The 25766-nt window shown below is 39.2% G+C and carries 20 protein-coding genes; 14 read left to right on the top strand and 6 right to left on the bottom strand.

Annotation, left to right across the window (positions count from 1 at the left end):
- Positions 1–44 precede the first annotated feature (44 nt).
- Positions 45–2243 (top strand): M12 family metallo-peptidase, encoded by a 2199-nt coding sequence (locus GUU89_RS03760; RefSeq protein WP_162126672.1) that lies wholly within the window; start codon positions 45–47, stop codon positions 2241–2243.
- Positions 2244–2290: 47 nt separating this feature from the next.
- On the opposite strand, the gene mfd is transcribed toward GUU89_RS03760, so the two are convergent.
- Complete coding sequence (mfd, locus tag GUU89_RS03755; RefSeq protein ID WP_162126671.1) at positions 2291–5653, bottom strand: transcription-repair coupling factor; 3363 nt, start codon at positions 5651–5653, stop codon at positions 2291–2293.
- A 3-nt stretch (positions 5654–5656) separates the two neighbouring features.
- A complete protein-coding gene (locus GUU89_RS03750; protein WP_162126670.1) occupies positions 5657–6253 on the bottom strand; it encodes a hypothetical protein in 597 nt (198 codons plus the stop codon).
- Positions 6254–6408: 155 nt separating this feature from the next.
- Between GUU89_RS03750 and GUU89_RS03745 the strand changes: the two genes are divergently transcribed.
- Entirely contained in the window at positions 6409–7347 is a 939-nt protein-coding gene (locus tag GUU89_RS03745) for an L-threonine 3-dehydrogenase (RefSeq protein ID WP_162126669.1), read from the top strand.
- Positions 7348–7408: 61 nt separating this feature from the next.
- Here GUU89_RS03745 and GUU89_RS03740 read toward each other — a convergent pair whose 3' ends face one another.
- The 3 genes from GUU89_RS03740 to GUU89_RS03730 all read right to left on the bottom strand — a co-directional run bounded on the left by GUU89_RS03740 (position 7409) and on the right by GUU89_RS03730 (position 9320).
- The gene (locus GUU89_RS03740) at positions 7409–7993 is read right to left on the bottom strand and encodes a globin family protein (RefSeq protein WP_162126668.1); all 585 of its coding nucleotides are present in this window, start codon (positions 7991–7993) and stop codon (positions 7409–7411) included.
- 18 nt (positions 7994–8011) lie between these two features.
- Complete coding sequence (locus GUU89_RS03735; RefSeq protein ID WP_162126667.1) at positions 8012–8440, bottom strand: hypothetical protein; 429 nt, start codon at positions 8438–8440, stop codon at positions 8012–8014.
- 382 nt (positions 8441–8822) lie between these two features.
- Positions 8823–9320 (bottom strand): nuclear transport factor 2 family protein, encoded by a 498-nt coding sequence (locus GUU89_RS03730; protein WP_235922068.1) that lies wholly within the window; start codon positions 9318–9320, stop codon positions 8823–8825.
- A 202-nt stretch (positions 9321–9522) separates the two neighbouring features.
- Here GUU89_RS03730 and GUU89_RS03725 point away from each other — a divergent pair, with 202 nt between their 5' ends.
- Positions 9523–11406, top strand: coding sequence for a CehA/McbA family metallohydrolase (locus tag GUU89_RS03725; protein WP_162126665.1), 1884 nt, complete (start codon positions 9523–9525; stop codon positions 11404–11406).
- Between the two features lie 103 nt (positions 11407–11509).
- On the opposite strand, the gene GUU89_RS03720 is transcribed toward GUU89_RS03725, so the two are convergent.
- A complete protein-coding gene (locus GUU89_RS03720; RefSeq protein WP_162126664.1) occupies positions 11510–11941 on the bottom strand; it encodes a hypothetical protein in 432 nt (143 codons plus the stop codon).
- 273 nt (positions 11942–12214) lie between these two features.
- Here GUU89_RS03720 and GUU89_RS03715 point away from each other — a divergent pair, with 273 nt between their 5' ends.
- The 11 genes from GUU89_RS03715 (at position 12215) to GUU89_RS03670 (ending at position 25749) form a co-directional block, all read left to right on the top strand.
- Positions 12215–13672 carry a CoA-acylating methylmalonate-semialdehyde dehydrogenase gene (locus GUU89_RS03715; protein ID WP_162126663.1) on the top strand — a complete coding sequence of 486 codons (1458 nt, stop codon included), beginning with the start codon at positions 12215–12217 and terminating at the stop codon, positions 13670–13672.
- Between the two features lie 15 nt (positions 13673–13687).
- On the top strand, positions 13688–15040 hold the full coding sequence (locus tag GUU89_RS03710; protein WP_162126662.1) for an aminotransferase class III-fold pyridoxal phosphate-dependent enzyme: 1353 nt from the start codon (positions 13688–13690) through the stop codon (positions 15038–15040).
- An 11-nt stretch (positions 15041–15051) separates the two neighbouring features.
- On the top strand, positions 15052–16506 hold the full coding sequence (locus GUU89_RS03705) for an NCS1 family nucleobase:cation symporter-1 (protein ID WP_162126661.1): 1455 nt from the start codon (positions 15052–15054) through the stop codon (positions 16504–16506).
- Positions 16507–16510: 4 nt separating this feature from the next.
- Complete coding sequence (gene hydA / locus GUU89_RS03700) at positions 16511–17893, top strand: dihydropyrimidinase (protein WP_162126660.1); 1383 nt, start codon at positions 16511–16513, stop codon at positions 17891–17893.
- A 3-nt stretch (positions 17894–17896) separates the two neighbouring features.
- Positions 17897–18763: a nitrilase-related carbon-nitrogen hydrolase gene (locus GUU89_RS03695; RefSeq protein WP_202924434.1), complete on the top strand. Its 867-nt coding sequence runs from the start codon at positions 17897–17899 to the stop codon at positions 18761–18763.
- Positions 18764–18793: 30 nt separating this feature from the next.
- Positions 18794–19372, top strand: coding sequence for an FAD-dependent oxidoreductase (locus tag GUU89_RS15245; RefSeq protein WP_202924433.1), 579 nt, complete (start codon positions 18794–18796; stop codon positions 19370–19372).
- The gene (locus GUU89_RS14775) at positions 19369–20178 is read left to right on the top strand and encodes an FAD-dependent oxidoreductase (protein WP_202924432.1); all 810 of its coding nucleotides are present in this window, start codon (positions 19369–19371) and stop codon (positions 20176–20178) included. Before GUU89_RS15245 ends, GUU89_RS14775 begins: the two co-directional genes overlap by 4 nt.
- A 3-nt stretch (positions 20179–20181) precedes the next feature.
- Positions 20182–21450, top strand: a complete 1269-nt coding sequence (preA, locus tag GUU89_RS03685; RefSeq protein ID WP_162126659.1) for an NAD-dependent dihydropyrimidine dehydrogenase subunit PreA — start codon at positions 20182–20184, stop codon at positions 21448–21450.
- Position 21451: 1 nt separating this feature from the next.
- Positions 21452–22687 carry a M20 family metallo-hydrolase gene (locus tag GUU89_RS03680; protein ID WP_162126658.1) on the top strand — a complete coding sequence of 412 codons (1236 nt, stop codon included), beginning with the start codon at positions 21452–21454 and terminating at the stop codon, positions 22685–22687.
- Positions 22688–22787: 100 nt separating this feature from the next.
- A complete protein-coding gene (locus tag GUU89_RS03675; RefSeq protein ID WP_162126657.1) occupies positions 22788–23741 on the top strand; it encodes a 2-hydroxyacid dehydrogenase in 954 nt (317 codons plus the stop codon).
- Positions 23742–24015: 274 nt separating this feature from the next.
- Positions 24016–25749, top strand: a complete 1734-nt coding sequence (locus GUU89_RS03670; RefSeq protein ID WP_162126656.1) for a T9SS sorting signal type C domain-containing protein — start codon at positions 24016–24018, stop codon at positions 25747–25749.
- Positions 25750–25766 lie beyond the last annotated feature (17 nt).

Genomic DNA, 25766 nt, shown 5'->3' with positions numbered 1-25766 from the left:
GAAACCTTATGAATTTGAATAACTTTGTAAAAAAAAATATCACAATGAAAAGAATCCTACTCTTAGTTGCCTTTTTTAATTGCGCTTGTTTATTGGCACAAAATAAAATAGCTCAACAAGTTACTGCATTGCAAAATTCAAATACGAATTTCAAGCCAATGACTGTATTGACCCCATCGCCCAATGCTATCAATGCCAATGTTGACAAAGTGGTAGATGGCGCAACACTGGCTACCCTAAACATGACAAAAATTAATGAAATCGTCGCCAATCAGTACGACTACATTGCCTTGGAAATTCCTTATCAAAACCAAACGATTTCAGTGCTTTTATACAAATCAAATCCCTTTGCGGAAGGATTTCATGTTGACACGGATAAAACCAAAAACATCCCTTACCAAAAAGGAGTTTACTATCGCGGAATCATCAACGGAGAAGTAAATTCGGTTTCCTCTTTCAATTTTTTTAATGGAGAGTTTAACGGAATTATTTCGAGTTCAGCATTAGGAAATGTTGTGGTTGGAAAATTAGACAAGCCTAATAATCAAACCGACTACATCGTTTATTCGGATGCTAAAATGAAGATTGTGAATCAATTTGATTGTCATGTTGACGATAGCGCTTTGTTGTCAAAAATTGCTGCTCAAAGTACTCAAAGTCCACAAAACACTTTAAGTACCAGATGGGTTACACTTTATTTCGAAGTAGATTACAATATCTATCAAAATCAAGGGAGTGATACAACTGCAACCACCAACTGGATGACTTCGGTTTACAACAATGTACAAACGCTTTATAATAATGATGGAATATCAACGGCTTTGAAATCCATATTCATTTGGACAGAACAAGATCCGTATGAAGGAGTTGGGGATAATTCAGGGGCTTATTTAAATGCCTTTAATGAACAACGACCAATTTTTGATGGTGATTTAGGCGGATTAGTTGGAGTAGATGAAGGCGGACTTGGCGGAGTTGCAGCAGCAATCGATGGGTTGTGTTCGTTATCAGGGTATTGTTATTCTGATGTTGATTATGGTTTTTCAACGGTACCAACCTACTCTTGGACAGTACAAGTGATTACCCACGAGTTTGGCCATTTATTTGGGTCACCACATACACATGCTTGTTATTGGAATGGTAATAATACCGCTATAGACAACTGTGCCCCTTATGCCTTGGGTTCTGCTTGGGAAGGCGGTTCTTGTATGACCACACCGGCAACTATTCCTTCCAGTTCAGAAAAAGGAACCATAATGAGTTATTGTCATTTAGTGTCAGGCGTTGGTATTAGTTTTAACAATGGTTTCGGACCACAACCTGCCGCATTAATTCTAAATACGGTAAACAACTCAACTTGTTTGAGCTTTGATGGAATCAATACTTGTATTAATACCGTTGACAATGTAGTTATTGAAAGTGTATCACCAACAGCGGTATATTTTAGCTGGAGTGATGATTTTAATACGTCCTGGGAAGTGGCTGTTACACCATTTTCATCAACCAATATAGTATGGAATACTACTACGAATAATAATTATTTTGCCACCGGATTGAATCCTAATACTTATTATAAAATACGGATAAGACCTTTATGTGATGCCAATATTACTCCGGCTAACAGAGAAAAGATTTTTGCAACCAATACAACCAATGTTTGTGCGGGAATGCAATTTACAGATACCGGCGGAACATCTGGAAGCTATACTAATTTAGAAACTTGGGTAAGAACAATAACTCCTTATAATCAAGGATTAAAGTTAAAAGTTACGTTTTCAAGTTTTAATCTGGAAGATACCTTTGATTTTTTATATGTGTACAATGGTCCTGATGAGTTTTATCCTGATTTAACTTCAGGAGGATTAACCGGCGCAACCATACCGGGTCCGTTTAATTCAACTTCAACAGAAGGCTCTTTAACCTTTAAGTTTGTTTCTGACCAATTGGAAACTAAATCAGGATGGAATGCCATCATTTCATGTACAGGAACATTAGGTGAAGAAACCAATGAGTTCCTGGATTACAGCTATTATCCTAATCCAACCAATGGTTTGGTCTCTATTACTTCTAAAGATGCCATTACAGAAGTGGCCGTGTATAATGTAGAAGGCAGGTTATTATTTAACCAAAAAATGAATGACTTGAGTGCCCGTGTTGATATTTCACAATTCGCCACCGGAACCTATTTCTTTAAACTGAAATTCAATGATAAAGAAGCGAATTTCAAAATTTTGAAAATGTAATTTCATCTTTGCATCATATAAAAAAGCCACTCAATTGAGTGGCTTTTTTATTTTTTCATCAATTCCATAAACTCTAGCGCTCTGGAAATTGATTTTACATTTTCGAAAGTGAGCAGCAAACGCAGACCGTTTTTGGTTTCTTTCTCTTTCATTTTACAGAGGTTAGCATGCTGTTGCACAAAAGTCAGCATGTGACGGAAAGACTTTGAATTGTAATAATCGGATTGTTGGTCGGAAACAAAATAGCCAATCAGTTTGCCCTGTTTCATGACGATTTTTTCAATACCCATTTGAGTGGCAATCCATTTAATGCGAATGCTGTTGAGTAGTGCTAAGGCTTCTTTTGGTAACGGACCAAAACGATCTATCAGCTTGGTTTCATAAGCCAACAAACCGGCTTCATCCTTGATGTTTCCTAATTCATTATACAAATTCAAACGCTCCGAAATGTTGTTGATGTATTCATCCGGAAACAGTAATTCGAAATCGGTGTCAATCTGTAAATCTTTTACATATTCCTTATTTTCGTCTTCAACACCATCGTCATATAAGTCTTTGAATTCGTTTTCTTTCAACTCTTCAATGGCTTCGTTCATGATTTTTTGGTAGGTTTCAAAACCAATTTCATTGATAAAACCACTTTGCTCACCGCCCAATAAATCTCCTGCGCCGCGAATTTCCAAATCTTTCATGGCAATATTAAAACCACTTCCTAATTCGCTGAATTGTTCCAACGCTTGAATACGTTTTCGGGCATCATCCGTCATGGCAGAATACGGCGGACAAATAAAATAACAGAAGGCTTTCTTGTTACTTCTTCCAACACGACCTCGCATTTGATGCAAATCAGAAAGTCCGAAATTATTAGCATTGTTGATGAAAATGGTATTGGCATTCGGCACATCTAAACCGCTTTCAATAATGGTGGTGGCCACTAACACATCAAAATCACCGTTCATAAAACCTAGCATCAATTCTTCCAACTTGGTGCCTTCCATTTGGCCGTGACCAATCCCTACGCGGGCATCAGGAACAAGCCGCTGAATCATACCGGCAATTTCCTTGATATTCTCAATTCGGTTATTGATGAAAAAGACTTGGCCGTTTCGCTGAATTTCATACGAAATAGCATCACGAATCAGTTCTTCATTAAAACCAACCACTTGTGACTCGATGGGATAACGATTTGGTGGAGGCGTTGTAATTACGGATAAATCACGAGCTGCCATTAATGAAAACTGCAGGGTTCTCGGGATAGGCGTAGCCGTCAAGGTCAAAGTATCCACATTAGCGGCTATCGTTTTGAGTTTGTCTTTTACATTGACACCAAATTTTTGTTCTTCATCCACAATCAACAATCCTAAATCTTTGAACTGTACATTTTTGTTGACCAATTGGTGGGTGCCAATGATGATGTCCAACTTCCCGGAAGCCAATTCTTCCAAAGTTTGGGCTTTTTGTTTGGCGGTGCGGAATCTGTTTAAATAGCCCACTTTCACCGGCATATCTTTTAAACGTTCCGAAAAAGTTCTGTAATGTTGGTAAGCCAAAATGGTAGTTGGAACCAAAACCGCGACTTGCTTACTGTTGTCAACAGCTTTAAACGCGGCACGAATAGCTACTTCCGTTTTCCCAAAACCTACGTCGCCACAAACCAATCGATCCATCGGACGGTCTTTTTCCATGTCGGCTTTGACGTCTTGAGTGGCTGTAATTTGATCCGGTGTATCTTCATAAATAAAGGAACTTTCCAGCTCTTTTTGCAGATAACTATCCGGTGCAAACTGAAAACCTTTTTCCAATCTTCGCTTGGCATACAACTGAATTAAGTTAAAGGCAATATGCTTAACTCGTGCTTTGGTTTTTTGTTTTAAAACCTTCCAGGCATTGGAACCAAGTTTATAAATCTTGGGTGGAGTGCCGTCTTTGCCGTTGTATTTGGATATTTTATGTAGCGAATGAATGCTCACATACACAATATCATTATCCGCATACACTAGTTTAATGGCTTCTTGTGTTTTGCCTTCGACCTGAATTTTTTGCAAACCGCCAAACTTCCCGATACCATGATCAATATGCGTCACATAATCGCCAACGGATAAGGAATTTAATTCTTTTAAAGTTAGTGTTTGCTTTTTGGAATAACCGTTTTTGATGCTGAATTTATGGTAACGCTCAAAAATTTGATGATCCGTATAACAAGCTATTTGGTTTTCTTCATCGATAAATCCTTGATAAAGAGAAGCTACAATGGTGTGGTATTGTTTGCGAACATTCTCGTGATTGGCTTCGTCTAAACTTTCAAAAATATCATGAAAACGATTCGCCTGTCCTTCATTGGAACAGAACAAATAATTGGTATACCCGTTAAAATGATTGTCGCTCAAATTGTTCAATAGCAAATCAAATTGCTTGTTAAACGAAGGTTGAGGTTGTATATGGTATTCAAAAGTTTTAGTCGTTTTGAACAACGGTTTATTAGATAATTCTATGATAGAAAAATCTAATGCTTTGCGTAAAAAACCTTCTTGATTCAGAAACAAATGTTCCGGCGCGGCGTGTTTAACGTCTTTGGAAAGTTTGTCAAAAGTTTCTATCGCCTTGGCAAAAAGTTTGTCTAATTGCGCCGTTAAAAACTCGGCATTTTCAATACATAAAACCGTTTTGTCACTGATATAATCGAGGAAACTTTCGCGGTTTTCTTTGATGAATTTATTTTCTAGATTGGGGATAATGGTAATCTTGTTTTGCTTCTCGACCGAAAGTTGCGTTTCTACATCAAAGGTCCTGATACTGTCCACCTCATTACCAAAAAACTCGATACGATAGGGGTTATCATTCGAAAACGAAAAGACATCCAAAATCCCTCCACGCACAGAGAACTCACCGGGTTCTGTGATAAAATCCACACGTTTGAATTCGTATTCAAACAACACTTCGTTTATGAAATCGATGGTAACATTATCGCCAACCGAAACTTTCAAGGTGTTTTTATCGAGTTCTTTTCGCGTGACTACTTTTTCAAAAAGTGCCTCGGGATAAGTAACTATAACGGCCGGTTTTTTTCGGGAATTGATTCGGTTCAACACTTCAGAACGCAACAAAACATTGGCATTGTCGGTTTCTTCAATTTGGTACGGACGACGATAGGAACTGGGATAAAATAGCACATCATTGGTGCCAATCATTTGTTCTAAATCGTTCAGGATATAGGCGGCTTCTTCTTTTTCATTCAGAAGTAGAAGAAATGGTTTTTCACTTTTTTTAAAAATAGCCTGAAACACAAACGACATCGATGAACCGGAAAGTCCTTTTAACTGTAATTTGGTTAAAGGATTTTCGAGTGCCTCTGCTATTTGTTTGACTTTCGCCGAATGCAGGTAGGTGTTGTATAACGAGTTTTGACTCAAAACTTATTTAGTTGGCGTTAAGTTGGGATTGTTGGTTGGAATGGCACGCGCAGTATCCAGCATTTGCAGCATATCACTTTCGCCGTCTTCCATTTTAATTTCGCTTTTTCGAACTATTTCATCCAGTTGATTTTGGAAAGCAATCATTTCTACATTGACTTCTTTTACCAATTGAACAATCTTGTTGTCCGGAATTTGATTGAGATGAATATAGAGGTTGATGGAATTCATTTTGGTAGCAATGGCTCCGATTCGGCTTCTGGTTTCCGGTAAATCGTACTTTAATGGGATATTGTTGTTTAGCTCTGTAGCTCTTTTAGAAAGGGTTTTTGCTTTTTGCTGAAAAGCCCCTAAACTGCTTTTGGGTTTTTGAGCCAATTCATTTAAAAAAACACGCCATTCCGCCCAATTACCGGTTAAATTTCGCGATACGGTATTGATGGGTTGTGCGTTAAATGTCCAGCCTTTGTTGATGTTGTTGAAAATAACTTCTCTTTTTTGGGCTGCTTTTTCTTGTTCTAACGCACGGAGTTTTGGATCTTCCTGACAGGAGATACAACACAATAATCCCAGAAGTAAACCGAAAAAAGTGATTTTCATTGATGCAAAATTTAAGTCACAAAGGTACAAAGGTAAATGGAAACTTCAGTATGAGGCCGTTAACAGAATGGTAATTTTTTGCAAAAAGAACGTTGGGTTTTACCAAAAAAACATTTTTGAAAACTGTATCTTTGCTTCACAAACTAACACACTAAATGAGTACAAAAATTTTAATTATTGGGGCTTGCGGACAAATTGGTACTGAGCTTACCAAAAAGCTACGAAGCCTATACGGCGTTGACAATGTAATTGCTTCAGATATCCGAAAACTGAATATTGATGTGGTGAATTCGGGACCTTTTGAAGTGGTAAACGCTTTAGATTTTAACCAAATTGAACACATTGTTGAAGAACATCAGATTGAAGAAGTCTATCTGATGGCGGCCTTACTTTCGGCTACTGCAGAAAAGAATCCGGCTTTTGCTTGGGATTTGAATATGAATTCGCTGTTTCACGTTTTGAATTTGGCGAAAGCTAAAAAAATAAAAAAAATATTTTGGCCTTCGAGCATCGCCGTTTTTGGACCAACCACACCAAGAATAAATACACCACAATATACCATTATGGAACCGACTACTGTATACGGAATCAGTAAACAGACCGGGGAAAGATGGTGTGAATACTACCATAATATTTACGGGGTTGATGTGCGCAGCATTCGCTATCCGGGATTAATCAGTTGGTCAACCGAGCCGGGTGGAGGCACTACCGATTACGCAGTTGATATTTATCACAAAGCATTAAAAAACGGAAAATATGAATGTTTCCTTTCGGAAGAGACCGCTTTGCCGATGATGTATATGGATGATGCCATTACTGCCACGGTTGAAATTATGCAGGCACCGGCAGACAATATTAAAATTCGCTCTTCCTATAATTTGGCCGGAGTCAGCTTTACACCAAAAGAAATTGCAGCTGAAATTAAAAACCATATACCTGATTTTACCATTTCGTATAAGCCCGATTTCCGTCAGAAGATTGCCGACAGTTGGCCGGCTTCGATTGATGACAGTGCGGCACAAAAAGATTGGAATTGGAAGCACAAATTTGATTTAGCATCCATGACTGTTGAAATGCTTGAGAATCTGAAATAAATAGAAAACGCCACCCAAAATTGAGGTGGCATTTTCTTTCTAAAACAAAACAAAACGGTTATTATTGAACAATAGGATCTCTTAACGATTCTAATACGGCAACAATATCAGTGTATAATTGGGTGTTGGCAGCCACTCCGTTTTGAACTGCAGCGGCACCGACGTAGCCTTCAAATTTGGTGTAATTAGCATCGGTAGCTTTTACGCCCATTCTGGTGTTTACAGCAGGATTGTGAGCAGCCACCATATCTAATCCTGAATAGGTGTTTACAGCGTTTGTTCCTCCGGTGTTATACGAAAAGAAATCGGTTAAATTATCTACTAATTCAGCCAGGTTTGTGGTGTTGTTTGCTTGAACTTCGGCTAAAAGTGGCGCAAAATGAGCGCTTAAATTTCCGGAAGCGTTTGATTGCACATCGGCAACAATCAGACCGATGGTAGTGTTGACCACTTTTCGGTAAGCTAAACGTCCGGCTTCAATTTTTATTGCCGGATCTGAATTGTCCGGATCATCAACTAATGTCGTTCCTCCTAATCTCATGTATATAGAAGGTGTTGCCGGTGTTGAGTCATCACTACTACAAGAAGTAAAGCATGATGCTCCGATTACTAATGCACAGAGTGCAATTTTTGAAAACTTTGTCATAACAATATATTTAATAGATTAATTAAAAACGCTTTGTACCAGTTTGGTAAACTTATAGCTGACGCCATCTTTTTTCATCACGGGACATACTTGCTTGCTGGCAAGATTTTCAGGAAGTATAAAACGTTCTGCTTTATAGTTTCCTTTGGTCATTAGTTGATCGTATACTTTTTTGGAATCAGCAATGCGGTTATCGTGAAAATAAACGACAACATTTCTTTTTACGATAATTTCGTCTTTTACGCCGGCAATAGTATGTAGTTTTTGCTTGATATCGATAGTGCTTAAAGAGTCGAACGGTTTGTCAAAATCAATTCGGCTTACTTGTATGGTAGCATTTTCCGGGGGTTTGGCTGTAGCTATATGATAAACCAGTATGACAAACAGTAAAAGAAAAATTCCCAAGAGGCTCAGTAAGGCGGTCTTTATTTTTTTGTTAGTCTTCATAATGCTTTGTTTTTTGTTTATGAAGTCATGTACGGGGAAAGCTCAGGTTTGGTTTTTTTGAAAACAAAAAAAATGCGTTTAGGATTTTTAACTAAATCAAAAAGCACTACTGCTTCATCACAATAGTGCTTTTCTTTCTAAACAAAACTAACCAAACATCAAGTGTTTTTTTAAATGATAAATCATAGTTGGTTAGGGCAAAAGGGTTGTTTACAATGTAAAAAGCATTATATACAATACCAAAGAAATCAATGAAAACAGCACCATAGCCAATATAGTGCTGAATATCGTGTTAATTTTTTTATTGAGGTTCATAGTTCTGTTCTTTCCTTCTACTTACGAAAAAAGAAAAACTATGGTTTTCAGGAAGTTGAAAAAAGAATTACTTTTTTTTATCTTTTAGTTGAGTGATTAAAGCCTCTTCAATAGGAGCTTTAATTTTAATAACCGCATCGGTGTTGTCGTTAGGAATGGTCATCGAAAGAACATAGTGCTTTATTTTCCAATTTCCATTGAGTAAAACCAAAACGCCTGAGCCCCGACAAATTTTCATTTGCGTATTCAGTAATTCATCAAACCAAGCCATTTTTTTATCATTGCTGAAATAAATATGGCGTTCCAATGCAGTAAAATTCCATGCTTTACCTTTGTCAAAATACGGTTTGGCAAAAGCTTGAAAAGCAGTTTTGTTCCAGTTTTCGGTAGCATCAGTACCAATGAAAATGGCGTCTTCAGTCATTAAGTCAAAGTAAGTATTGAAATTAGCTTCTGCCGCCGCTTGATGCCAGGAGTCTAGTAGAATATTGATTTTGTTTTTTGTTTTTTCTTGACAGAATGATGTAGCTGTAACAATTATAAACAGAAAAAGGGAAAAGGACATTTTCATGATAAACTATTTTGTACTAAAATATGAAAAATAATGGTTCTTTCTAAGAATACTTCTTTGTGATATTGAAAATTGATTTTGTACGCATAAACTCAAAAAAATGGTTTTAAAATATTGATTTTCATGTTTTTTTATTTAATAATACTGTCTTTTAGAAGAAGTATTTATATTCGTGGGTTCTGAATTCGTCCAAAACATGAAGAAACATTTTATTGTAAGCCTGATATCAGGAATAATTTACGCCTTAGTATTTTCAATCCCTGCTTTTTCAAATACTGCTTTACGACCGGTATCTAATTATATATCAATAATTAGCAATACTAATTTGTCTCCTTGTGGCAATGATAAGGTAATACAACCACCGACTGCTCTGACTTTCAATGCGCCTCAATTCAATACTATTTCAGGTTCTTTTACTGCCTCAGAAACTGCTAATGGCTATGTATCTCTGATTAGCACTGATTCAACTTTATCAGAGATTCCTGCTGATGGAGTAATGTATCACAGTGGTGATTCAATTGGCAACGCAACAGTAATGCGAGCAGGAACATCCACCACTTTTGTTGCTTCCGGGTTATTGCCAAATACTACATATTACGTCTTTATATTCGAATTCAGAATGTGTTATTATAGTGCAATCTACGATTCTGGTAGTCCTTTAACAGGTGACTCAACTACTTTACCACCTCCTTGTGTTGCTCCATTAGGACAGCCTACAAATATTATCCTTACCACAGCTACAACAACTATAAACGGAACATTTACAGCTACTACTGCTGACGAATATCTTATAGTTTACAGCGTTTCGACACCCTTAAACACAGCTCCAGTAAACGGAACAGTTTATGCCATTGGTGATGCGCTAGGAAACGGAATAGTTCTCGGAAAGTCGAGTGCTGCCAGTTTTTCTGCAACAGGATTGACGCCTTCAACCGTCTATTATTTTACTGTATTTGCTCTAAACAAACTCAATTGTGATAATGGACCTGCCTATAACACAACTTCGCCTTTGGTTGGTAATAGTGCTACCAATTCAAGCAGTTTAAATTTTTATTACGGTAATTTCCATTCACATACAGAATATAGTGATGGCACAGGATTGCCATCGGGTGATTTTGCTTATGCTGATGCCGCTTCATGTATGGATTTTTTGGGAATAAGTGAACATAATCATGTTGCTGCCGGTATGTCGCTTAGCAATTGGATTCAAGGAAGAGCACAAGCAGCTTCTGCTTCTACAGCTACTTTTTTAGCTTTATATGGTATGGAATGGGGCGTTATTTCCGGAGGTGGACATGTTATTGTATATGGAATTCCGGATTTGTTAGGCTGGGATTCCGGAGAATATCAACACTATGTTGCTAAGTCTGATTACATAGGAACAACAGGGTTGTTTAGTACAATTAATGGTTATGGAGGTAATGCTTTTGCTACACTAGCTCACCCTAACAATAGTGATTATAGCAACATAATGACCACTTATAATACTGAAGCAGATAATGCCATAGTTGGAACTGCTGTTGAGAGCGGTCCGGCTTTTTCTACCAGTACTAGTTATAATGATCCTCCAACTTCAATGGCTTATTTGTCATATTACAGGAATATGTTAGCAAGAGGCTATCATTTAGGGCCAACTATGGATCACGATAACCACAATATTACTCATGGTCACACTTCCAATATCAGGACGGTGGTATTGGCTAATTCTTTGACCGAAAACAATATTCTTGGTGCTATGCGTGCTATGCGTTTTTATGCCAGCGAGGATTGTTCTGCCCAAGTAACGTTTAAAATAAACACAAATAATCTAGGGAGTATTGTTACTACCGCCGGAGCTCCTGTAATAACTGTGACGAGTGTTACTTCATCTCCGGTAACCTCATTAAAAATTTATTCTGGAATACCGGGAAGCGGAACAACAGCCACAATTTTGACTAGTACTACTTCAGGATCAATTACCTATACTCATACTGCTTTAGCAAATGGTGGCACTCGTTACTATTATGTAGATATAACCGAATCCGACGGAACTCGTATCGTCACTTCTCCAATTTGGTATACCCGAAATGATACACCATAAAAATTATGGTGATTTACTTAAATTAAAAAAGTGCTGATATTATTTTTATTCATTCAATGGGATGAAAAAATATAAATCCCTGTTATAAAACAACTTAGTACAATCAATCAAAAAGCACTATGCCTTTTTTCTCCATATGATAACGAATTTGCTCTTCACTATAAGGATAGCGATTAGCCAGTTGTTCAATTTCGATATCTTTAAAATAATCGGCTATTATTTTCGACAAATCTTTTTCGTCAATGGGCGGAACGATAATTTCGGGCATCAAAATGACTTCGATGGATGCTGTTTCCGATTTTATTTTTCTGGCTTCCTGTTTTTTGCTGATGGCTCTGAATTTGGCTTTGGCAAGATTAGCCACTTTAGCCATTTGGGTTAAGTCGTCAATAGTAGTTTGAAAACGGGCTTCTCCTTTGTTGCCGTTTTTTTTGACGGTTATGAAAGCGGTGGGGGGTTCGTTTTTTTCATTGATGGTTACAGTGAATTGGTTCAAAGGACCAGCTTCCTTGTAACTAGTTGTTTTTTCTTCCATGATGTTTAGTTGTGTTGTTGTGTCGCAAAAATAAGTTTTTTTACATCGAAGAAACGGTAACACACTATTTTCATTAACATTCAATTGTTACTAAGAAACTTTTGAAAACGCTTTAAAAAGTAAGTTTTACATCATTTCTGAATTCCAACAGTTGAAAATGCTTATTAATTGTCGTGAAAAATACCAAAATGATAATAATTCATTACTAAAATTTGTTTATTATATATTTGTTATTACTTTTATTAAAATATTTGTAAAATAATAATAATTTCAATGAAATATTCAGCAATTCAGAATTACATCAATGGACGGTTCGTTCCATCTTCCACAACACAAACTTTAAATGTTATCTCTCCCTTAGACGGGAGTTTTTTATCTACAGTCCCTTTATCCGCTGCCAAAGATTTAGACGATGCTGTGAAAGCAGCCGAAGCGGCATTTCCGGCTTGGAGCAAAACACCCATTAAGGAACGAGTTCAGGTTTTCTTTCGATATAAAACCTTATTAGAAAAAAACCTAAAAGAACTCGCAGAACTATGCAGTGAAGAAAACGGAAAGACTTACGGCGAATCCGTAGCCGAAATTGAAAAATGTATCGAGCTAACTGAGTTTGCCACCTCATTACCACAATTAATTACAGGAGAATTATTAGAAGTAAGCAAAGGTGTAGAATGCAGAACCGAACATGTGCCGTTGGGCGTTGTGGCTTCAATAGTACCGTTCAATTTCCCTTCAATGGTTCCGAATTGGACTATTCCAAACGCGATTGCTCTAGGCAACTGTATGATTATAAAACCTTCAGAAAAAGTGCCGTTGAGCTGTGGTCGTTTGGCCGAATTATTAAAAGAAGCCGGACTTCCGGATGGAGTGTTCAATGTGGTTCACGGTGGTGTTGATATGGTTAATGCCATTTGTGACCATCCAAAAATTGAAGCAGTTTCTTTTGTAGGTTCTACTAAAGTGGCGAAGATTGTTTACCAACGCTCGACTCAAAATTTAAAAAGATGCTTGGCCTTAGGCGGTGCCAAAAACCACTTAATGGTATTACCGGATGCTATTCCGGATATGACGGCTCAAAACGTGGCAGCGTCAATGTCGGGTTGTGCCGGTCAACGTTGTATGGCCGCTTCGGCTATGGTAGGCGTTGGAGCTATTGACCATATCGTAGCCAAAATTTGTGACGAAGCCCTCAAAATAGTTCCGGGGCAAAACTTAGGAGCAGTTATCGATGCCGCTTCACAAGAGCGTATTGAAAGTTATATTACCCAAGCCGAAAAAGACGGTGCCAAAATATTAGTTGACGGAAGAAACACCAAAGTGGCCGGAAAAGAAAAAGGGACTTATGTAGGGCCAACAGTTATCGACTTTGTAACACCCGATATGAGTGTAGCTCGTGAAGAAATCTTCGGACCGGTAATCTCAATCATCCGAACCAATACGGTGGACGAAGCTTTAGCTATCGAAAACAAAAATCCATACGGAAATGCCGCAAGTGTATTCACTCAAAACGGTGGAATGGCACGTTACATCATTGACAAGGCCAGTGCCGGTATGATTGGCGTAAATGTGGGTGTTCCGGTGCCGAGAGAACCGTTCAGTTTTGGCGGTTGGAACGAAAGTAAATTCGGTGTAGGCGACATCACCGGAAAAAGCTCTATTGAGTTTTGGACCAAATTAAAGAAAAGCACCGTGAAATGGAATGCCGAAGCGGGCGTGAACTGGATGAGTTAATAAAATACAATTGAAATGATTACAAAAGAACAAACCCTGACCAAAGAACAAATTATAAACGACAGCAAAGAATTCAGTTTATTCTCGTGGTCAGCCCAAGCAAGTGTGAATCCTATTGCGATAGAGAGAGCGGAGGGGGTATACTTATACGATTACGACGGCAACCGAATTATTGATTTTTCCTCGGGCTTGATGTCCGTAAATATTGGCCACGGCGACCAAAGAGTTACTGATGCCGTAGTAGAACAAATGCAAAAAGTAAGTTTTGTAACCCCGAGTTGCACGACTGAAATCAGAGCCAAATTATCTAGAAAGTTGGCTGAAATCTGTCCGGGTAATTTAAACAAAGCATTCTACACCTTATGTGGGACTTCGTCTATTGACAATGCTATTAAATTGGCTAGGTTGTATACCGGTAGACATAAAATTATAGGAAGATATAGAGCTTTTCATGGTGGTTCCATAGGAGGGATGACCGTTGGAGGCGATCCAAGAAAACTGGCAAACGATTCCCAACAAATGCCGAATGCCGTGCATTTGGATGATCCTTATTACTTTTTCGGGATGAAAGATTTAGATGATGCTACTAAGTTAGCTTTAAGCTTGGAGTATGTAGAAAGAGTTATTCATTTGGAAGGGAAAACCAATATTGCCGCTTTTATTTTTGAAGGCGAAAGCGGTTCTTCGGGCTGTTTGCATTACCCAAAAGGCTACTTAAAAGGCGTGAAAGCGCTATGTGAAAAATACGGCATTTTATTCGTTGCCGATGAGGTAATGAGTGGATTTGGTCGTACCGGGAAGTGGTTCGGTTTTGAAAACCATGACATCGTTCCTGATATGGTTTGTATGGCCAAAGGATTGACGGCATCTTATCTACCGTTAGGCTGTTTGATGGTTTCCGATACCATAGCTGCCAAATTTGAAAACACACCAATGATGATTGGTTTGACCTATAACGGTCATCCTGTAGCTTTGGCAGCAGCTTTAGCGGTTATCAATATTTACGAAAGCGACAGACTCATAGAAAACACTCGTAAAATGGGATCTTATTTAGAGTCTCGTATCGAGGCCATGAGAGCTAAACATCCTAGTATGGGAACATTCAGAAACACAGGATTGTTAGGTTGTTTAGATGTTTTAAAAAATAAAGATACCGGTGAATTGATATCGCCTTACAATGGTGCTGGCGATGACTTAAAAGTGACTAATGCCATTGCAGGCAAAATCCGTGAATTGGGAATGTACACTTTTGTACGTTGGGGGTATATTTTTATAGCACCGCCTTTATGTGTTACGGAAGCACAAATAGATGAAGGATTAGCCATTATTAGCGAAACCTTGAAAATTTCAGATGCTGCTTTAGTTTAAAATCAAAAAACATGTCCGAAAACCTAAATCATACAAACTCGTCTTTGTATAGTGAAGACTTGGCTCCGGTATCTAACGAAAAAAGAACCTGGACCACTTGGAATTATGCTGCACTTTGGATCAGCATGAGTCTTTGTATTCCGACCTATATGTTGTCGAGTTCGTTGATTGAAGGCGGGATGAATTGGTGGCAGGCTATTTTAACAATATTCTTAGGCAATACAATCGTTTTAATTCCAATGATTTTAAACGGTCATGCGGGAGCTAAATACGGAATCCCGTTTCCGGTATTTGCCAGAGCCAGTTTCGGAACTATAGGAGCCAATATTCCGGCTATGCTGAGAGCTATTGTTGCTTGCGGTTGGTTTGGAATTCAAACCTGGATTGGAGGTTTCGCCATTTATCAAATGGTACGTCTTTGGATACCAAGTATTGAAACATTACCACAAGTCTTTCCGGATTCTTGGGGATTACAAACAGGACCGGCAATTTGCTTTTTCTTGTTTTGGTTGTTGAATATGTATGTAGTGTATTTGGGAGTGGAGAGCATCCGAAAGTTGTTGGTTTTTAAGGCTATCTTTTTACCGGTGGCTGCTTTGGCTCTTTTGTTTTGGGCTATCAGTGCAGCGCATGGTTTAGGACCTATATTAGAAACCCATTCTAAGTTTACCAACTCCGTTGACTTTTTCCATTTCTTCTTTCCGGCACTGACAGGAATGGTAGGGTTTTGGGCAACCTTATCTTTAAACATTCCTGATTTCACCAGATATGCTACGTCACAGAGCGCCCAAATCAAAGGACAGATTTATGGGCTGCCTACCTCGATGACATTATTCGCTTTTGTAGGGGTGGTAGTGACTTCGGCAACCACCATTGTTTTTGGAACAACGATCTGGGATCCGGTTATATTGGCTGGAAAATTTGATAGTAAACTATTGGTAAGCATTGCCATGATTGCCGTAGCCATCTCAACATTGGCCACCAATATTGCCGCTAATATTGTGAGCCCGGCCAATGACTTTGCGAATTTATCTCCCTCTAAAATTGATTTCAGAAAAGGCGGTTATATAACAGGAATTATTGGGATTATGATTTTCCCATGGAAACTAATTGCTGACCCTACAGGGTATATTTTCACGTGGTTGGTAGGCTATTCCAGTTTACTCGGACCCGTTGGAGGTATTATGATAGTCGATTATTATTTCATCCGCAAACAAACACTGATTGTGGATGATTTGTATAATAAAAAAGGAATATACAGTTTTTCAGGTGGATTTAATACTAAAGCCATCTGGGCCTTGTTACTAGGAATTATTCCTAATGTCCCGGGTTTTTTACTAACCATTAAAGTAGTAGATACTACCGTATTTCCGGAATGGATTTCGGGGCTATATCATTACGCTTGGTTCGTAGGATTTGGGATAAGTGGAATAGTGTATTGGATTTTAATGAAGAATAAAGAATAAAAATATGAGTATTTTACTTAAAAACGGAAGAATTATAACTGCTACCGATGATTATGTAGCGGATATTTATATAGAAGGCGAGACGATTTCAGCCATCGGCAAAAACTTGAATGTGCAGGCCGATGAAGTCATTGATGCCTCAGGAAAGTTAGTCATGCCCGGCGGTATTGACCCACACGTGCATTTAGATATGCCGTTTATGGGAACTTACAGTAGCGATAACTACGAAACAGGAACCCGTGCCGCTTTATATGGTGGAACTACAACGGTAATCGATTTCATTCTTCAAACCCAAGGGAAAAGTCTGCAATCCGCCCTACAAGAATGGAAAGGGAGAAGTGATAACAATGCGGTAGGCGATTACAGTTTCCATATGGCGGTAACCGATTTTAACGAGGAAACTAAAAAGGAAATACAGCATTTTATAGAGGTCGAAGGTATCACTTCTTTCAAAACGTTTATGGCTTACAAAGGCGCTTTAATGATAGACGACCGACAAATGGTTGGTTTGATGCAGGAAGTGAAAAAGCATGGAGGCTTAATTAATGTGCATGCTACCAATGGAGACATGATTGATTTCTTAATTGCCAAACATAAATCAGAAGGAAAAACCGCACCGTTGTACCATTATTTATCACAACCGGAAGTTACTGAAGCAGAGGCCAGCAGTCGTTTTGCCGACATGGCCGACTATACGGGATGCCCGGGCTATATAGTGCACCTGACTTGTGAAGGTGCCTTAAATGCGGTTCGTTTCGCTACTCGTAGAAACCAACATGTATTTGTAGAAACCTGTATACAGTATTTGGTTTTGGATGCCAGTTTGTATGAACAAAACTTTGAAGGAGCCAAATGGGTGATGAGCCCACCCTTGCGTGAAAAGAAAGATCAAGAAACACTTTGGGCCGGATTGAATCAAGGACTCGTTAACGTAGTGGCTACTGACCACTGTCCGTTTATGTGGGAACAAAAACTGATGGGCAAAGATGACTTTTCTAAAATACCAAATGGTCACCCGGCAATCGAAAACCGAATGGAATTGCTTTTCAGTGAAGGGGTCAACAAAGGTAAAATCACTTTGAATAAATATGTAGAAGTAGCCAGTACTAATGCGGCTAAAATTTTTGGAATGTTTCCGAAAAAGGGAACCATTGCGATTGGTAGTGATGCTGACATTGTATTATTTGATGCCAATGAAAAACACACGCTGTCTGCCAAAACCCATCACATGAATGTAGATTACAGCGGATATGAAGGCTGGGAACTTACCGGGAAAGTAAAAACGGTTTTACTGAGAGGGAAAGTAGTTATTGACAATAATGAATGTAAAGTGCAAAAGGGCTACGGCCAATTTGTAAAACGAAATAAAGTAGACGGAAAAATATAAGCTATGGCAAGAATTGTAAAATCAGGCTTAATCCAATTGAGTTTAGCCAAAACGGAAGGTGAAGGCACCATTCCAGAAATCATGGAAGCCATGGTGCAAAAGCACATTCCCTATATTGAAGAGGCCGGAAGACAAGGGGTTCAGATTCTGTGTTTTCAGGAGATTTTCAATACGCCCTATTTCTGTCCCGGGCAAGACAGTGCTTGGTATGCTTCTGCTGAATCGGTCCCCGGTCCAACTACTGAGCGAATGGCTGAGTATGCCAAGAAGTACGATATGGTGATTATAGTTCCGGTTTATGAAAAAGACCAAGCCGGGGTGTTGTACAACACCGCAGCAGTAATTGATGCAGACGGAACCTATTTAGGTAAATACCGTAAAAATCACATTCCGCAGACAGGAGGTTTTTGGGAGAAATACTTCTTTAAACCGGGGAATTTAGGATACCCTGTTTTCCAAACCAAGTATGCCAAAGTGGGTGTTTACATTTGCTATGATAGACATTTTCCTGATGGAGCACGTTGCCTTGGATTAAACGGAGCTGAAATTGTTTACAATCCATCGGCCACCACAGTGGGCCAATCTCAAAACTTATGGAAACTCGAACAACCGGCTCATGCCGTAGCGAATGGGTATTTCATGGGCTGCATCAACCGTGTGGGGATAGAAAAACCATGGAACCTGGGGCGCTTTTACGGCACCTCCTATTTTGTAAATCCGTTAGGAGAAATTTTTGCTTGTGCTTCTGAAGATAAAGATGAACTGCTAGTAGCTGAATTCGATTTGGACTTGATTGAACAAATCAGAAGCAAGTGGCAATTTTACCGAGACCGAAGACCGGAAACTTACGGAGAAATAACAGCCCCTTAAATAAATTAATGATATTAAACCAACCAAAATATGAGCATAAAAAATAACCGATTAACCCCTGCTGAGTATCAGGAAAATTTCACCGATATTCATCCGCCATTTGAAACCAGAGATGCCGCTGTGGTGGAAGCCAACCGTTGTTTGTTTTGTTACGATCCGCCCTGTATGAAGTCGTGTCCAACCTCCATCAACGTGCCTAAATTCATCCGACAAATTACAACCGATAACCTTAAAGGTTCAGCGCATACTATATTTTCTTCCAATATTATGGGAGCCGGATGTAGTAAAGTGTGTCCGGTAGAAAAACTATGTGAAGGAGCTTGTGTCTATAATTTGATGCATGAAACGCCAATCAATATCGCCAAATTGCAACGCTACTCTACCGAAAAAGCGATGGAAAACAAGTGGCAATTATTCGATAGAAAACCTTCAAAAGGCAAAAAAGTGGCTGTTATAGGAGCCGGACCTGCCGGATTGAGCTGTGCTCATACACTAAGCCGCGAAGGAATCGATGTAACAATTTATGAAAAAGAAGCTAAAGGAGGCGGACTCATGACTTATGGAATTGCCGCCTATAAGGTAACCCTGAATTCTGTGAAGATGAGGTGAATTATATTACTTCCATTGGAGGTATCGATATCAAATACAATCACGAATTTGGAAAAGATATCACTTTAGAACAATTACAACAAAGCTACGATGCGGTTTATATGGCTTTCGGAGTGGGATTAGCCCGTCAATTAGATATTGAAGGCGAACATTTGGAAGGGGTAGAAGACGCTATCAAATTCATTTATGAGTTACGAAATAATGAGTATTCCAAAATAGCTGTAGGCGATAAAGTTGCTGTAATCGGGATGGGAATGACCGCCATTGATGCTGCAACCCAAGCTAAAAGATTAGGAGCTTCTGATGTAACGTTAGTTTACAGAAGAACTCAAGCTGAAATGCCTTGTACCGAAAAAGAATTGGATATTGCTAAACTCGACGGCTGTAAAGTTATTTGGTTAGCGTCGCCCAAAGAGATTAAAGGTGAAAACGGCAAAGTATCTCAATTGATTTGTGATGTAATGAAATTAGGGGAGCCCGATGCCAGCGGCAGAAGAAGTCCTATAGTTTCAGGAGAAACGTTTACATTAGATGTGGATATGGTCATCAAAGCGGCCGGGCAAATGCCTTTCCAAACTTTGGTTAATGACAATAATATCGACAACAATAACGGAAAAATTGCAGTAAGCGGAAAATCGGCAACCAAATTAGCTAAAGTTTTTGCCGGAGGCGATTGTGTCAACGGAGGAAGAGAAGTAGTTGATGCGGTGCAAGCCGGAAAAGACGGAGCCGCCGCCATTTTAAAATACATCATTAGCCCGGATTATATTATCGAATCCGAATTAAAACCAACCTTCAATAATTAAATCATGGCAGATATATCAACCGATTTTTTAGGCATAAAATCACCAAACCCATTTTGGCTGGCCAGTGCGCCACCAACCGATAAAAAAATAAACGTTGTCCGCGCTTTTGAAGCAGGCTGGGGTGGCGTAGTTTGGAAAACCTTAGGTTCCCAAGTAAAAAATGTTTCCTCCCGATACTCTTCTGTAGAATACGGAAGAAAACGTATTATGGGATTCAATAATATTGAATTAATCAGCGACCGTCCTTTGGATATCAATTTAAAGGAAATTACGGAAGTGGTGAAAATGTTCCCAGACCGAGCCATGATTGTTTCGCTGATGGCGGATAACGATCGTAAATCGTGGCACGAACTCATTATGAAATGTGAAGACGCGGGTGCCATGGGGTTTGAATTAAATTTTGGTTGCCCACACGGAATGACCGAAAGAGGGATGGGAGCTGCCGTTGGTCAAGACCCGGAAATTGCCAAAATGGTAGTGGAATGGGTAATGGAAAAAGCAACCATTCCCGTAATTACAAAACTTACACCCAATGTGCATTCTGTTGTACCAACCGGAAGAGCGGCTGTAGAAGGCGGAACCAATGCCTTGAGTTTAATTAACACCATTCAAAGTGTAACCGGTATCGATTTAGATACTTTAGTGCCTAATCCTTATGTGGCAGGAAAGAGTGTCTTTGGAGGTTATTGTGGTCCGGCAGTGAAACCCATTGCGTTAAAAATGTTGACGACAATTGCACAAGATCCATTGGCTTCCAAGGTGCCGATTTCAGGAATCGGTGGAGTAAGCACATGGAAAGACGCCGTTGAATTCATGCTTTTGGGAGCCACTTCCGTTCAGGTTTGTACGGCTGCTATGACACACGGTTTCCGTATAGTAGAAGATATGTGTGAAGGATTAAGCAACTGGATGGATGAAAAAGGCTATCAAAAGACTACCGATTTCATTGGTAAATCCGTAGAAAAAATCACCCATTGGGAAGATTTAGATATCAATTACCACCATATTGCCAACATTGATCAGGAAAAATGCATCCATTGCGGCTTATGTTATATTGCGTGTGAAGATACTTCGCATCAATCTATCAATATCGAAAGGGGTGTTCCTTATAATAATTACACCATCAAAGAAGAGGAATGTGTGGGTTGTAATTTATGTAAATTAGTTTGTCCGGTGGATAATTGTATTACCATGGAAGTACATCGTGTAGCTCCGGAATACATCAACTGGAAAGACTGGCAAAGAGAGGGAAGACCATTAAATGACCACTAAGATGAAAATTAATTCTTCTCGATTACAACAACACTTCGAAGCCATGAGTCTGATTGGCAAAATTGGAGAAACGGGTACATGCCGTCCTGCACACACCGAATTGGAAAAGCAAGGATTTGAAATCGCCGGTTCATGGATGAAGGAAGCCGGAATGTCGGTTCGCATTGATAATTTCGGGAATCTTATCGGAAGACTGGAAGGAAAAAATCCCGATTTACCGGTTTTAATGATGGGCTCACATCTCGATTCTCAGCCTTATGGAGGAAGATTTGATGGAGTAGCGGGCGTATTGTGTGCTATTGAAGTGGTGAAAACATTACATGACAATGGCATTGTTCCGGAGCGACCAATCGAAGTGATTTCGTTTGCCGATGAAGAAGGGTGGCGCTTTAATAAAGGCTTATTTGGTTCACGAGGTATTCTTGGAAAACTGGAAGAAGGTGAATTAGAACGTACCGATGCAGCCGGAATCACTCGAGCAAAAGCATTAAAAGACTTTGGTTGCGACATCACTAAATTTAAGGAATCAGAATATAAACAAGGAAGCATTTTTTGCTTTTTGGAACTGCATATTGAACAAGGGCCAATTTTAGATTTGGCACATAAACCAATAGGAGTAGTTTCCGGAATTTCGGGACCGCTTTGGTGGACGGTTAAGTTAAAAGGAATGGCAGGACATACCGGTTCTGTTCCTATGCCGATTCGTAAAGATGCTTTAGTAGGTGCTGCAGAAATTATTGTGGCCGTTAATGAAATTGCTACACAAGTTCCCGGAAATCCAACCGTGGGAACGGTGGGAACGTTGAACATTTTCCCGGCATCGAGAAATATCATTCCGGAAGAAGTGACCTTTACCGTTGATTTACGTGACATCGATTTAGACAGAAGAAACCGTTATGAGAAACAATTGCGTGACAAAATTGATTCGATTTGTGCCAAACATAAACTGACTTACGAAATATCAGAAGACACTAAAAGTGACCCAAGATACTGTGCTGATTGGATTAAAGAAATCATTCATGCCGAATGTCAAAAACTGCAATTGGATGAAATCGAACTGATGAGCGGCCCTTTCCATGATGCGCTGGCGTTATCCTATGCTTGTGATTACGGGATGATATTCGTGCGTTGTAAAGATGGGATTAGTCACAATCCGCTAGAGTATTCCTCCTATGAAGATTTAGCTATTGGTGCCAATGTAATGTTGGGAACCGTTATCAAAATCTTAGAAAAATAAAAAAGTTTAGTTAAGTTGATTAAGAGTCGCCACGAGAAATTGGGCGGCTTTTTTTATGGTCTTTTAATAAATAGTATCTTTACCCTTTCAACACCAAACTATGTCCATACCAGACACCAAAATACTCCACATCGACAGCAATCATCCTTTGTTGTGGGAACAATTGGAACAAGCCGGTTTTCAAAATGAAGCCGATTTTACTTCCACTAAAACGGAAGTCGAAGCCAAAATCCACAACTATCACGGCGTGGTTATTCGAAGCCGCTTTAAAATTGATAAAGATTTTTTAGACAAAGCGGTTAACTTAAAATTCATTGCTCGCGTAGGGGCAGGATTGGAAAGTATTGACATTGACTATGCCCAAGCCAAAGGGATTCACCTTATTGCAGCACCCGAAGGCAACAGGAATGCGGTGGGCGAACATGCTTTGGGAATGTTGCTTTCCTTAATGAATAAACTCAATCGTGCCGATAGATTAGTGAGACAAGGCCAATGGATACGCGAAGGCAATCGTGGTTACGAGCTGGAAGGAAAGACCGTGGGGATTATCGGTTATGGCAATATGGGAAAAGCCTTTGCCAAAAAACTCAGAGGATTTGATGTAGAAGTGTTGTGTTATGATATTCTTCCGAATGTAGGTGATGACAATGCCAAGCAGGTTTCACTTTCAGCATTACAAGCGAAGGCGGATGTCCTTAGTCTGCACATTCCTTGGACTCCGGAAACCGATAAAATGGTCAATACTAATTTCATTAACGCTTTTGCAAAATCATTTTGGTTTATCAACACGTCAAGAGGGAAAAATGTAGTAACCGATGATTTAGTTACGGCTTTAACATCAGGAAAAATTTTAGGCGCCGGATTGGACGTGTTGGAATATGAGAAATTATCTTTTGAAAATTTATTCATTGACACCGAAAAACCCAAAGCTTTCGAGTATTTACTTCAGGCTGAAAATGTTTTATTAACGCCGCACATAGCCGGTTGGACCTATGAAAGTCATCAAAAATTGGCACAGACTATAGTTGACAAAATTTTACAACTACAATTGTAAAAACCTATTTCAAACTCAAATATAAATCCCTGTTTTACCAATAGGGATTTTTTTATGCCGTCAAAAAACCTTTCCCATAAAAAAGAGACTCGTTGACGGCAGTTAATCGGCAAAAATACATTTCGTCTATAGCAAAGGTCTTTTCGTCTTTTCAAAATGACGGTTTAACTAATAGTAAAACCTCACGGTTATATGTTTCGGATATTTGAGTAGTATTTTAACCCCAATACTATCTAAATTACTTCTATAAGTCTAATCCTTAATAACCTACGTCATGAAAAAATTATTACTACCTTATATTTTACTATTACTGTTCTTCCTGGGAACTATTGGAGGGCAGGCACAAACTAAAAAGGTTGTTACCCAAGGGTTGACTTCCGGAGGAACCACTTCTGCAAAATCAACTAATACGGTCAATTTGGTTACGACCACGTGGAGCAATGGTGCTTGGAGCAATGGTACCCCAGATTTTACCATGGATGCTGTGATTTCCGACGCTTTTACTTCGGCCGGAACCAGTATTGATGCCAATTCATTAACCGTAAACAACAGTGCTAACGTGGTGATTTCTTCAGGCGATACTGTTAGTTTAACCGAAGGACTGACGGTTGAAACAGGAAGTTTGGTTGTCTTTAATAATGATGCCAATTTGATTCAGGATGGCACTACCAATACCAACACAGGAGCCATTATCATCAAACGCAACAGTTCGCTGTTGAAACGATTAGATTATACTTTGTGGGCTTCACCGGTTGCCGGTACCCAAACCTTATTAGGCTTTTCCCCGCAAACCTCCAATGTTGGACCAACCAATATCCGTTTCTATACTTACAATACGGATACTAATGTTTATGATATAACCGATCCTACTACTACCACTTTTGCTAATGCTACCGGTTATATGATCCGAATGCCAAACAATCATCCGGCTACTACCCCAACACTTTGGACGGGTCAGTTTGTGGGCGTTCCTAATAACGGCGACTATACTTATACTATGGTAGACAGTGGAGAAGGGAACCGCTTTAATTTGGTTGGAAACCCTTATCCGTCACCCATAGATGCGACTACTTTTGTAACCGCCAACAGCGATAACATTACCGGGACACTTTATTTTTGGAGAAAAACGAATGGTACAGCCAATGCTGCTTATTGCACCTGGTCTACCTTAGGCTTTGTAACCAATGAAGACCCTCAGGCAGTTGACCCGAATGGAGTTATACAAACCGGACAAGGGTTTTTAGTAGAAGCCACCGGAAACGGAACGGATTTAAATTTTGATAATACCATGCGAATCTTCAATCACGACAACCAGTTTTTTAAAACCACGGCTATCGTTGAAAAAAACCGTATCTGGTTGAATGCTTCGAATGCTAACGGTGCTTTTTCACAAACATTAGTGGGGTATATTTCAAATGCCACCCAAGGAGTGGATGCCTCAATAGACGGGAAATCAATGAACGATGGTGCCGTCTCTTTAACTTCTTTAATAGGGACCACCCCTTATACTATTCAGGGAAGAGCATTGCCGTTTGATGCAGCCGATACGGTTCCGTTAAATTTTAAAGTGACTACTGCCGGCGAGTATACCATTGCGATTGACCATGTTGACGGCTTGTTTTTAGAAAACCAACCTATCTATTTAAAAGACAATACTACCGGAACGGTTCATGATTTGCAGACCGGAGGTTACACTTTTTCTTCTGCTGCAGGAACTTTTGATTCCCGTTTTCAAATGATTTACCAAACTCCCTTGGCAGTAACCAACCCTGCTTTTAATGCCAATCAGGTGATGATTTATAAAATGGCTAACGAGTTAGTCATCAATGCCGGAAATGTGAAACTGGCTTCGGTTACCATTTTTGATATACAAGGAAGAGTACTGTTGGAGAAAAAAGCTATTAATGCCACCCAAACGACTATTACTAGTGATTCTACCAATCAAGTACTTTTAGTGCAGTTAACTTCCGAAGACGGAACAAAGGTTACCAAAAAAGTAATCCGATAATTGCCTAGTATTCACTA

The sequence above is a fragment of the Flavobacterium phycosphaerae genome, from assembly GCF_010119235.1.
GTDB lineage: Bacteria > Bacteroidota > Bacteroidia > Flavobacteriales > Flavobacteriaceae > Flavobacterium > Flavobacterium phycosphaerae.
Note: the sequence above shows the minus strand (reverse complement) of the source record. Positions and strands in the feature narration are given on the sequence as shown.